Consider the following 12635-nt stretch of genomic DNA (forward strand, 5'->3'; position numbering starts at 1 on the left):
ACTAGATTTTTTTACAATTTAGTAGATAAAAAAGACCGATTAGACTTGTTAAGAAATTAGCACCTATCATTCAACTATGGAGTAGCTTTTCTGCTTGTAACCTATTCGCCCATTTTCGCTAATTCCTTCTACGATGATAATATAATCTCCGGGAATATCAGGATTGAAAAATTGTAATGAAGCCTTTCCATTTTTACCTACTTCAACTTCTGGAGCCCAATGCACCAAAGTTCTAAAATCCGTTTTCTTTTCACCTGGAGCTAACGATGCTTTATATTTTGGCGCATAGAATTCTTTTTCCGGGCTAAAGGTATTGATTGAAGTACGCAAAGTTCCTGGCGCAGGATTCCCCTGCGCATAAATCCCCCCGCCACCTTTAGTGGAAATAGAAATAATATGTCCCAGGGACGGGGATTTTAAAGGATCTGCACCAGGAAACACCTCCAGGTACCTACTTTTAAAGAATTTGGCATATTTAATAAGTTCTACTCGTTCTACAACCCCGGGATCCATATGGGGCACAAGATCATATTGGTGTTTTTTAAGAAGTTGGCCATCTACTAAAAGTAATGTTGGTTCGCCCCGGCCGGCGCGAATGTGCGCCAGCATAAACCCATCTGGAAAACGTTCAATTTCAATTTGATCTCCGTAATTGAACAATAAAATACTATAAAGCCCGTAAGACCATTTTTTTTCTTTTGCCCTGATTTCATCTCCCCGGATAACCACATCGGGTTCTCCATATTTTTTGTGACGCGCCAACTCTTCTGATGTAGCCCCTTTCCCAGAAAGTAGTACTTCGTCCAATTGGTTCATACCATCTACGGAAAAAGAGTTTCTGTTATTTTTTCGTTGTTGCTGTATTTCCCTTACCGTTTGGTTGTCGACCTCTGATTCTGTATAGTTCGGAAAAACTTCAAATGAAATATTTGGAGACTTTGCCTGCTCAATTAGAATCTGATAATCAATTTTATGCTTTGATTTATTGTGGGTGTTTAAGAATACCGGTAATGTACCGTGCTCGTCTTCAAGTAAGAAACTAAACCTACCCACATTATCGGTTTTGCCACTATAGAAGCTAGGCCCACGTCCAAACGTAGCCAAATTTATGCTAACATTTTTTGGTAAGCTTTTCTCCTTGTAGGGTAGATGTAGGTTCCCATTTAATTCGATACCTTTTTCGGGCAGGAATAAGGAATCAGTCGGTATAGTTGCCGGGTATTTATAGTTTCGCCATCCCTGGGTGAGGAGTAGTGCATCCAGGTCTTCAAAATGATAGAGACTATCTTCCTGGAAATAGTAAGCAGGTTCTTCTATGTCTCCACGAATTTCAGAACTTAATAGAAAATAGGATTGTATGGTTTCACCTTTCCCCTGGTGCCAGAATTTTTTATTAATAGCCATAACAGAGAGACTAGGCCCGGTTGAGTCAGGGATGTTGATATTTAGGCTGGTCTTTTCTCGGGCGATATAATTTTCTTGATCAGTCTCAATTTCAATTTTCAATTTATTCTTTCCTGTTTCATTAAAGAATAGGCGTTCTCCCACTGGCCTTCTTTCTTTATTCAATAAGGTGAATTTGAGAATTCCCTGGGGTAAATTTTCGGCGGGAAGTGCTTTGGTAAGATATCCGTTTTGTAAGGGGCCTTCGACCAAAAAGTAATCCCGACCTCTACTTGAAATATTGATATATACATAATCTGACTTCGCTTTATTTGAGGCCACCTTAATCAGTACTTTCTTTTTAATTTTAGAGATGGAGAGAATACTGCCCTCGGAGTAAACTTTGGGCAGTGGATATGTTTTGTTTTTATAAGATTGAAGTTTGGCATAATAAGACTGTGTACTATCCGCTTTAATGTTAGTGGTCCCCATGCCTAAATGGTTCGTTTCGAAATCTTTTATTTTCTTACCCTGCTCGTTAAATATGCTTCCTTTAACCGATATTCCTTTTCCATCCTGGCCTATAGCTTTAAACCCTAAAGTATTTTGAAAGCCATGAATTATTTTTCCACTTTCAGGAAGAAATTGGAGATCTGGCGTAGTTTTCTTTAAAAGGATGGTTTGATTATATTTTAAATTATTATTTTCATTTAAACTAATATTTAGCCAGTCTATCTCATCAGAAATTTTATGGTTTAAGGAAAAAACACCTTTAGTTTTATTTACCAGAACAGTGTCTTTTGTGTCTTTCCCTTCCAGGTATAGCTGGATTTCTTTCTGATCGGGAAGTAATTTTTCTTTTACCGTTCCGGTTAAAACAGCTTGTCCATTTCCAGTTGAATTATAGGCTATATTTTCAATGGGTTTGATTTTACTCCAATCGGCATAAGGCACAATCTCTATATATTCCTTAAAAATAAAACGATCCCCAAAATTTTTATTCCAACGGGTATAAGCCCTAACTAGGTAATGCCCCTCTTCAAAATCGCTTGTAAGATCCAAAGCACCGTGACCTATTCCGTTTTCTAGTTTGATTTTTTGGTGTAGAACTCTTTCTTCATTCTTATTTATTAATTCAACGTGCAGCACCCTGCTTTTGGTTGTAAGCTTATTATTTTTCGCATCGGTTACTATAGCTTTAAACCATATTGGCTCATCTAATGCATAAATTTCAGAACTTAATTGCAAGTAAATTTTTTCGGCACCATATAATTCTATCCGGTTATCCTGGCTTTGCAGCAGTAAAGGAGCGACGTATGTTACTAATAACAGAACATTAATGACTTTCTTACCTAAGTAATCCTTCAGCTCTATTTTATTACCAAAATGCTCAAGTGCCATCATACTTAATTTCACGAAATTTAATTAGGAGGATTACCAAGTTCGAGTTTCTATAGTATTTTTCAGTAAGCTATACTATAAGAATTGGAGAGCTAGTATATTCAGCTTTTTTATCAATCTCGTATATAGAAATTTCCCACAGGCTTTGTTTCTAATTTGATTTGGACCGATTACCATTAGCTAAATTTCACTCTATAGCCTTTGTAAGGTAAAACATATAATCTCCTATCTTGTTTATTTAAACTTATTTAGTATTAATACTAAAATATAAATTTTTGTAAATTAAACTGTGGTCTATAATAACATGCATCAACAAGAACTTATAAAATCGTTGCTTGCTAGCGATTAAAGAACATGGTCAGCTCTACTTATCCAAATTCCTAATCCCGGGAAAATAGCTCTTAATTTGGAACAATTTTTTCTAAAAACAAGAAAAACCTATACTTCCTACCCTCTTTCATACCTTTTTCCTACCCCTTTTACACCAGGTTTTTCGAAGTCTAAAAATTAGATTTGCCTCAAACGAACTTATTAATATTAATTTTAGAGCTATGAAGACAAACACAATTTTATTATTTATTTTTCTTGCAAGCAGCAATGTTTTGTTGAGTCAAGAGGTTCAGGATTCTTTGGAGGTGAATTCAATTTATGCACCGAATCAATTAAATGATAGTTTTTCGGCAGAAGAAAGTTGGGAGATACACAAAGCAGCTTATATAAAACAATTAAAGTCTAGAGGATTGCCTGATAATGAAATTAAAAAAAGTATGGTCACCTATGAGAAGAATAAAGAGGAATTTATTGCAAGGGTAAAAGAGCAATATAGGCTGGCGGCTATTCAAAGAAAAAAAGCTTTCGAACAAAGAGCATTGATGCAAATTGAAAGAGAGAAAGCTGCTGAACATAGGAAGTTGGCTGCTGTTCAGAGACAAAAAGCTGAGGAATTAAGAAGGTTAGCTAATCTTGAAAGGAAGAAGGCAGAGGAACAAAGAGGAAAAGACACAGGTCAAAGAGAAAAGGCTAATGAACTTAGGAAACAAGCTGAAATTGAAAGAGCAAAAGCAGAGGAGCAAAGAAAATTAGCTGAGATCCAGAGAGAAAAAGCCAGAGCACAAAGAATGAAGGTTCAAGAATGGAGAGATAGTGCTGAAACCATTCTCTTGAAAAATATTACACTCTCAAGTCATTCCGATAATAATAAACCAATAGCTTTTAAAGTTACTTCAAAAGGGAGTTTGAAAATTGGCATCAGGGCGCACATAAGTTTGGGAAATACTTTAATTGAAATTTATAACCCTCAAGGAAGCAAAGAGGGAGAACTCTCTTTAAAGTTCAATTCAAAATCTGGTTCGGATGACGATAGAGATGAGGTAGAGTTTACCTCAGGTGCTCTTGATAAAACGATCTCAGATACTGAACTTGGAGAATGGCAAATAAAAATTTCTTCTCAAAGATCTGAAGGAACTGTGGCTATGTCAGTTTTGCAGTATATAAAACCAACTATAGATGAATAATATATTAAGGAATACTATAGCCATTCTCTTTCTAATATTTTGCAGTCAAATTAAAGCATTTTCTGAAAACCCAGGTGAAATATATGGTAAACTGATATTGGACGATACCTGGGAAAGAAAAATATATGTTTCATATATAAAAACATTCGATAAGGAGTATGCTGTTTCTAATGATTTGATAATTACGAGCGCAGTTATTGACAGTCTCGGTAATTTCAAAATTGATTTGGATAAGATACCGGAAAAATGGTCTTTTTTACGATTGCATATAGTAAAAAAAGGTGTTTCTCCAAACTCTCTGGTTATTGGGAGTAGAGATGAAAATTTCATATTTCTAATAGCGAAACGAGATTCTAGAATAGGAATTTTCAATACTGAAGGTCTACCTATATTTTCGAATTCAAGAATAGAGGGAGCGGACTATATGAATACAGTGGATCATATAAAAGGGTTATCTAAATACCCAAATTCTATAGACTATGAGAATTCAATAATAGAAAAAGAATTTATTGTAGAGGTGGTTTCAGAAAAACTGAAAGTGGTGGCAGATACCAGTTCAATTCCTTTGGTTTCGCTTTATGCGATTTACAAGACAGATTTCCAATCAGATTATATAGAAAACCCCGTATTCTACGAAAACTACCTATCAAAATGGGAAAAAGAAAACAGTTCTTATTTTAAGTCTTTTAGGCAAAAATTCCCAACCCGTGAGAGTAGTTTCAAGACAAATAAAATTTCACTATACATTATTTTTTTGGCAGGAGCAGTGGTGGTTCTCTTAATTGGCGCCTTAATCTATTTTAAAATCAAGAACCAAAAAATCAAGAAATTAAGCGTGCAAGAACGAAAAATATTCGATCTAGTACAAAATGGATATAGCAATAAAGAGATATCAAATGAATGTAATATTGAATTGACTACGGTAAAATCGCATATAGGAAGTATATATTCTAAACTTAAAATAAAATCTAGAAAGGAGGCAATGAATTTTAAAACCAGGTCATTTTTAAAATAGTTTATAAAGTATGTCGGAACTAATTTAATCATTCTCATTAATAAAAGTTTTAAATAACTATATTAGTAGTTATTTAACTAATATTATGGGTGTAATTTTTAGACTACTAAATTTGTGTTCGTACAAGAAGAATATTTATTTTAATTTATCCAATGAGATTTTCTTTTTGTCTAGATATAGGAGGTTATGTTTATTACTTCTTCTGGCTATAATCTTTTTAACGCAAACAAATGTTTTCTCTCAAAATCAATTAACTGGAAAAGTATACCGGGCTAAGGATTCCACAGCAATTTACGGAGCTTCAGTTTACTTTGACGGTACAAGCATAGGAGTTTCTACAAATAAGTTAGGCTATTATGAAATCTTATTCAAGGAAAACAATTCTTCTCTCATTATAAGTTCCCTGGGCTACGAACCTGTAATTATTAATCAACAGGACTATAAGTCATTAAATTCATTGCCAGATGTTTATCTTAAAGAGAAACTTGAAGAATTAAATACAGTACATCTGGAAACTGATCCCTGGTCGAGACTAAGAAAATTACGGATATTTAAAAGGGAGTTCCTGGGTTCAAATAAATCAGCTTCTGCTTGTAAAATTATTAATGAGGATTCAATTGAATTAAGATATATTCCCTCATCTAAAACACTTGTAGCCAGTTCTGACGAACCTTTAATAATAGAAAATAAATATTTGGGTTATGTTGTAAAATATAACTTAACCGATTTCAAGGTGAATTTTAAAATGAGTAGTAGTGGTTTAATATTACCATTTTCAACCTATTCTGAAGGTTTTAGTTTTTTTGAGCCTTTAAAAAAGAGATTATCTAAGAAAATAGTAAGGAACAGAAAATTGAGCTATTTGGGATCATCATTACATTTTATGCGATCTCTTTACAATAAAAAACTTGAGGAAAATAGTTTCAAAATTTTCTATGAAAGATTTCAGGTGCCAACCTATAAATATTTTGAAATTGTCCAAAATAAAAATATGATTCAGGTGGAATTGCTGGTTGATGAAATAGCGATATTATATGGTGATATTCAACAATCTGGATTAATAACAAACGGTAAATTTACAATTGATTACCTGGGAAACCATTCCCCACCTGAATCCATTATCTTGAAAGGTGATATGTCATACAAACGTATTTCAGAACTTTTACCCTTAGATTATAATTTTGAAATGTTTCAATAGGGTCATCGTTAAATAAATCTTGATTTTTTATAAATTGAAAATTTAGAAATTGAGCAAGAAATATTATGAAACAGCAATAGTATGATATTGCCGTAAGTTAGGATATACAACTTGCGGAGTTAGCCTCTCCGGTCAGCATTCCGTTTCTATATATCTCATGCTTACAATGTTTCTTGGAATTTTGTTTCAAATCTATTATGTAACAATTTAAATTAATTTGAACACTTAGTTACAACCCAAAGCTTAGTTGAATTTAAGTTCCTTCATGGTTGATATTAGTCGACCATTTTTTGAAAACCCTTGAATATTTAGATAATAAATCTTAGAATCATTTTTTGGGAAACTGAATTTAAACGATCCTTTCTTACTTTTTACTTGCGGAATCCAAAATGTATCATTAGAATTTTTTTCTTTAAACTTTTTACTTTTAAAAACTTCTTGGTTTTGGTAGGCATTACTCACTATAATTTCTTTATAATTTTCTTCGTTCCAATCTTCCTTCGGTACATCTTCGTAAATACGAATAGTTCCACCTTTATTCCCTTCAGCCCCAATATGCTCAAAATATATTTCATCAATACTACTTAAAGGCATATTAATAAGTTCACTATTATCAAATATTTCAAAGTCGTTAAGATATACTTTTGGAGGTGTGCCAGAAGGTGAATTTGATGGGGATTTAGGACCTATTATGAGATTATATCCATTTCTCCGCACTTTAAATCCCGCTTTTCTAATTAAATCTGTTACTAACGGATTATGCTTTACTAATTCCGGAGTGACTTTAAATTTTTCATACGCCGCTCCGGTGGCTATTCGATTTTCGGCAGCCTTCCGAGCGGTTATTAATACTTCCTCTAATTCTTCGGTGGTCCTACCCCTTAGAGTTTGTCCACTATCTTCTGGATAACCTTTGTTGGAAATACTGTCTGAAGTTGGAAAAGTATCATAGGGGTCTTGGTTGATTGGATTAAAGGCTATAAACAAATCGGGCTTAATTAAAGTCTCGTCTTCTCCCAAAATGGAAACTCTAAATACTTCATCATTGAATAGAATTTTTTCAGATGTAAACTTGCCGAGGGAATCAGTTTGAACTATAAAAAAGTCCATAATATTATCTTTAAAAAAGATAATATCCTTAGATGCCTGAGGTTCATTATCAAGTAAAACCTCACCTTGAAATCTGATCCCATTTTGTAGCTTGTAATTTACTACTGGAGGGTTATAGAAAATCTCATTCCATTTAAAATTACTCCATCCTTCATTAAACAAGGTGATGTCTAATTGTCCGGGGTTTAAGTAAAGATCAGGATCTTCCGGTAAATTACTGTTGATATAAGGTTTAAACTGAAATGAAGAGGTGATCGAATTATAAAAATCGTGCTTGGGAGTTTCCGAATGATCAATCGAAATACTAAACTTTGCAAGATCATTGGCAGTAAGATTATTAAAGCGAGCACTTACAAATATGCTATCGTTTTTCGATTCTATTTTATCAAATTTAATTTCCGGGAGATCTAACTCGCTGAAAATCATTCGTTCTGCAATCGGATTTAATCCTTTATCCATTAGCGTAATTATATTGACCCCGGCACTAAGATTTTCTCTGGGAAAAGAAATTAAAGTATTTTCCTGGGTAATACTAAATTTTTTCCAGTGCAGTGCTCCATCCTTATGAAGCACTAAAAAGAAATCCTCGTCCGATATTGAATTTTTATTGGTGGTGAGATTAATTACAACTTTATCTTTTAAAAAGTTATTGGTACTCATAGCAATTCCTTTAGGATTTGCTGGCGGCAGCTTTTTCTTCAAAAATGCACCAGATTCCATACGAATTTTAAGATAATATGTTTGATTCTCCTGATAGTACAGGGTGAACTTACCCTCACCATAGTCATTGGTTAGCACAGGACTATCTGCTTCCTCACCATATTTATCTACAACTCTTACTTCTTTTATCGATGGACTTTTAGGATTAAAACCTTCTATTTTAAAACCAATGGTATTTGAGGTATTTAAAACTAAATTTTGGGCCTCGCTAGTTATTACGATACTGTCAAGATTTTCCGTATTCTTTTGTAACAATGGAGAGCCCACTACGATTCGTTGTGAAAATGGGACACTTTCCTTGAAGTTTTTCATCCAATTGGTATATGCTTTAACTAAGTAAATACCTGGAGCCAAATCCTGAATAATAGGTATATTTCCAGAAGCAATACCATTTTCCAATAAAAAAGAAAACTCCGTTAGCTGATTCCCATCCTCATCATATAGTCCGCAATAAAGTGTTCTTTCCCACTCGAACGGTACTCCTTGAGTTTGCTCAAATAAGTATGCGGTAAACCAAATTTTATCAGGAGAAGAAAATTTTGATTTATTTAAATGCAGATGAACCAGTGGCCTAGGTAATTCAAAATAGAGTGCGAATTGGTCTTCAGGAAAATTGTTGAAATCTTGAGAAGAAATGGAAGAACTACTCCAAAAAAGTAAAATAAGAAATGGCACCCTTTGTAGCATTGTGAAAGTATGGTAATCTCTTCAGTGGATTTGTTGTAATTTGTTCTTTACAATTGTATTAGGAATACTCAACTTAGTATTAAAAATACTTTTTAAATAAAAAAGTTAAGGAAAAAGAATTTTAAATCTATCAAAAATTTTACTTTTTAATAAAATAAAGAGCCTTTAAGATATCTCTTCTCATAACTATGAGATATTGGTATTTTCTTTTTAGGCGTTTTATGGGAAACTATGAATTTTGCAAAAAAAACGTAATTTTAGAAATTACAGAAAATGGTAAAACCTGCAATTCCACTTTTCAAATGTAGATACTTGCAAAATTTAAACCGTTATACACTATTTTTATCAAAATTCAATTTCAATGAGAGTTAAAATTCTACTGCTATTTACCTTAATATTTACTTCAGCATATTCGCAATCTACCAATTATCAAATCAAAAGCTATTTAGATAGCATCGATGGTTCAAAGTTTTCAGGAACAATATTAGTAGCGAAGGATGATAAAATAATTGAGGAAAGGGCTTATGGACTATCAAGTATAGAATACGACGTAAAAAATAAAATTGATACTAAATTCAATATAGCCTCAATTACAAAATCATTTACGGCTGTGGGTGTTCTCAAGCTTTATGAAGAAGGAAAAATTGATTTAAATAAACCAATTGGAAATTACTTAGATAATTATCCTAACCAAAAAGTATTAGATTCCGTAACAGTCCATCACTTACTTACCCATACGGCCGGTACAAAAGCTATTTACGGAGAGGAATATCAAAGCTCTAATAAAAACAAGTATAGAGCACTTGATGATTATTTACCTTTATTTGCCAACGATTCATTAGCATTTTCTCCTGGAAGTAAATATGAATATAATGGAGGAGGTTTTGTTTTATTAGGTTTAATAATACAGAAGGTAACCGGAGAAAATTATTATGACTATTTGAAAAAAAATATCTTTAGACCATTAAATATGGGTGATACCGAAGCACCTGAAATAGACGGGCTTAACTATAATACAGCTAATGGCTACTCTATTTACTTACGTGAAGACGAATCTTTAGCTCAAAATGATTATTTATTATCAAAGGCTTCAGGAGCATCAGGCTATTATTCAACCGCTAAAGATCTTTTTAAATTTTCAAAAGCTTTGAGAAATCATAATCTCCTGAGAAAGGAAACTACAGATCTTATGCTACAACCCAAAGTTAAAGGTTACAATACCCACCTGGGCTACGGAATTGATGTAGATAAAAGATATGAAGAAACCATTATTGGACATCTTGGCGGTTGGTATGGAATAAGATGTGAATGGATGGATTTTTTAGATTCTGGCTACACGGTAATCATTTTATCCAATATTGATAATGATGGGAAGGAAGAGGTTTCCAATTTTTTTAGGTCTACGATTACTAAAAAGAAAGCATTAAATTGAAATTTATGAAAGCTTCAAAAGCCTTAATAGCTTTATTTATAATATTTTATACTTCAATTAGTTCCTCTCAAAGTGATTTGAAGATAGAAGAAAAAATAGATTCATTTTTGAATGAATTATCTGGAGATGATTTTTCAGGAACAATACTGGTTGCACAAAAGGATAAAATAATTGCCGAACGGGCTTATGGACTTTCAAGTATAGAATATGATGTGAAAAACAACATTGATACTAAATTTAATATCGCTTCTATTACAAAAATGTTTACGGCAGTGGCAGCTTTACAACTGTATGAACAGGGTGAAATTGCGTTAAAGAAACCAATAGGGGAGTACTTACCGGATTACCCAAATGAAACCGTTAGGAATTCCGTTACAGTCCATCAACTTTTAACGCATACTTCGGGATTGAACAACTTCTATGTGAATGATTTAGATAAAATCAAAAATTCACATTACCATAAAATATCAGATTTTGTACCATTATTTGCAAATGATACGCTACTATCTAAACCAGGAACTCAATATGATTATAGCGGAACTGGATTTGTGGTTCTGGGATTAATTATCGAGAAAGTTTCCGGAGAAAATTATTACGATTATATAAGAAAGCATATTCTGGAGCCTTCAGAGATGATCGCAACCTCGGAAATTGCCGTAGATTCAGTCGTGAAAAATAAAGCAAGCGGATATACTTCACATTTTGGTCAGAACAAAACCCTGAAGAAAAATGAGTATTACTTGACCAAAGCATCCCCAGCCGGATTTTATTATTCTACGGTTGGAGATTTATTTAAGTTTTCAAAAGCTTTGAGAAATCACAAGTTATTAAACAATGAAACAACATCTTTGATGTTGGAGCCAAAAGTAAAAGGCTATAACACCCACTTAGGATATGGAATTGATATTGATAATAGATACAACCAAACCATAATTGGGCACAGCGGCGGTTGGTACGGTATTCACGCTGAACTTATAGATTTTACAGAAGATAATTACACGGTAGTTATATTATCGAATATTGATGATGGCGGGAAAACCGGGGCTTCTAAAGTAGTAGATTTCTTTAAAAATTTGATAGCTGATAAACAAAGCACAGAATAAAAATAAACCTGCGTAGAATCTAAACTCCTTGCTTCCTTGCAACTCCGAAAGAAAATGAAGAGTCTTTCCTTAGGAGGCTTGTTAAAATGAATTATTTGTTTATGAAAACCTTGATACTTTTTTTGATAAATTGGTACCGAGAAACAATTAACCACTGCTCGGGGATTAGAATTTAGAGGTGTGGATATTCTCGACGATTTTACTTGAAATAACAGCGTAAAAACGTACAGAATATAAAAGAATTATCCAGAGTTAATAATTATTATTTAGGCTGAAAAAAATCCAAATTTAACTATACAATTTGAAAGAAATTGCAAACATAAAAACCGACCGGCTTTTACTTAGGGGGATAAGAGCTTCCGATATTGAAAACATCCATAAAGGGCTTTCCAATCCGGAGGTGATCAAACATTACGGGGTAAGTTTTGAAAGCCTGGAAGCTACAAGAGAGCAAATGGATTGGTTTGCTGATTCCAGGCAATTTTGGTGGGCAATTTGCTCTCCTGATAATAAATTATTCTATGGAGCTGGCGGTTTAAATGATTTATCTTTAGAACATAAAAAGGCAGAGATCGGGCTTTGGTTATTGCCAGATTTTTGGGGTAAAGGAATTATGACAGAGGCAATGCCATTAATTTGCAATTTCGGTTTTGAAAAACTTGGTATTCATCGCATTGAAGGTTTTGTGAATACCGATAATAGAAACTGTAAAAAGGCTATGGCAAAACTCGATTTCCAGCACGAAGGAACGATGAAAGAGTGTGAAGTAAAAAATGGACAATTTTTAAGTGTTGATATTTACGCAAAGCTAAAGACGAGCTAGTAACCGTTTATAGCAAAGAATAAGTAATTAACCTACTTTGAGACAATGTCTCCTGGAGTATCCAGGATTTCAAATAGAGAAGTACATCATATTTGTGGAGCAATGAATTTCACCCATTACGAAAATATGGTGAACTTATATAAATTAATAGGAAAGGGAAGATTTCGCTTTATTGGATTACCATTAAAAATACGCGGCGGCACAGGTTCACCGGTTCGGGCCGTGGCTATTTTTGAGAATTAGAAGCTA

The 12635-nt window shown here is 33.4% G+C and carries 9 protein-coding genes; 7 read left to right on the forward strand and 2 right to left on the reverse strand.

Annotated elements, in window-relative coordinates; translation table 11 throughout:
• Positions 1-66: 66 nt before the first annotated feature.
• Positions 67-2799 (reverse strand): hypothetical protein, encoded by a 2733-nt coding sequence (locus FG27_RS15550; RefSeq protein ID WP_231563339.1) that lies wholly within the window; start codon positions 2797-2799, stop codon positions 67-69.
• 620 nt (positions 2800-3419) lie between these two features.
• Here FG27_RS15550 and FG27_RS15555 point away from each other — a divergent pair.
• The 3 genes from FG27_RS15555 (at position 3420) to FG27_RS15565 (ending at position 6511) form a co-directional block, all read left to right on the forward strand.
• Positions 3420-4298 carry a hypothetical protein gene (locus tag FG27_RS15555; RefSeq protein WP_156101247.1) on the forward strand — a complete coding sequence of 293 codons (879 nt, stop codon included), beginning with the start codon at positions 3420-3422 and terminating at the stop codon, positions 4296-4298.
• Entirely contained in the window at positions 4291-5313 is a 1023-nt protein-coding gene (locus FG27_RS18760; protein ID WP_051935886.1) for a helix-turn-helix transcriptional regulator, read from the forward strand. Before FG27_RS15555 ends, FG27_RS18760 begins: the two co-directional genes overlap by 8 nt.
• An 85-nt stretch (positions 5314-5398) precedes the next feature.
• Positions 5399-6511 carry a carboxypeptidase-like regulatory domain-containing protein gene (locus tag FG27_RS15565; RefSeq protein WP_081912634.1) on the forward strand — a complete coding sequence of 371 codons (1113 nt, stop codon included), beginning with the start codon at positions 5399-5401 and terminating at the stop codon, positions 6509-6511.
• A 243-nt stretch (positions 6512-6754) separates the two neighbouring features.
• Here the strand turns inward: FG27_RS15565 and FG27_RS15570 are convergent, their stop codons facing one another.
• Entirely contained in the window at positions 6755-9028 is a 2274-nt protein-coding gene (locus FG27_RS15570) for a hypothetical protein (protein WP_037320733.1), read from the reverse strand.
• A gap of 361 nt (positions 9029-9389) precedes the next feature.
• Between FG27_RS15570 and FG27_RS15575 the strand changes: the two genes are divergently transcribed.
• The 4 genes from FG27_RS15575 to FG27_RS15590 all read left to right on the forward strand — a co-directional run bounded on the left by FG27_RS15575 (position 9390) and on the right by FG27_RS15590 (position 12629).
• The gene (locus FG27_RS15575) at positions 9390-10460 is read left to right on the forward strand and encodes a serine hydrolase (RefSeq protein WP_037320736.1); all 1071 of its coding nucleotides are present in this window, start codon (positions 9390-9392) and stop codon (positions 10458-10460) included.
• Positions 10461-10465: 5 nt separating this feature from the next.
• Positions 10466-11563: a serine hydrolase gene (locus tag FG27_RS15580; RefSeq protein ID WP_037322365.1), complete on the forward strand. Its 1098-nt coding sequence runs from the start codon at positions 10466-10468 to the stop codon at positions 11561-11563.
• Between the two features lie 301 nt (positions 11564-11864).
• Positions 11865-12386: a GNAT family N-acetyltransferase gene (locus tag FG27_RS15585; protein ID WP_037320739.1), complete on the forward strand. Its 522-nt coding sequence runs from the start codon at positions 11865-11867 to the stop codon at positions 12384-12386.
• 45 nt (positions 12387-12431) lie between these two features.
• Entirely contained in the window at positions 12432-12629 is a 198-nt protein-coding gene (locus FG27_RS15590; RefSeq protein ID WP_037320741.1) for a hypothetical protein, read from the forward strand.
• Positions 12630-12635 lie beyond the last annotated feature (6 nt).

Origin of the sequence: Salegentibacter sp. Hel_I_6 (assembly GCF_000745315.1) — a bacterium.
GTDB lineage: Bacteria > Bacteroidota > Bacteroidia > Flavobacteriales > Flavobacteriaceae > Salegentibacter.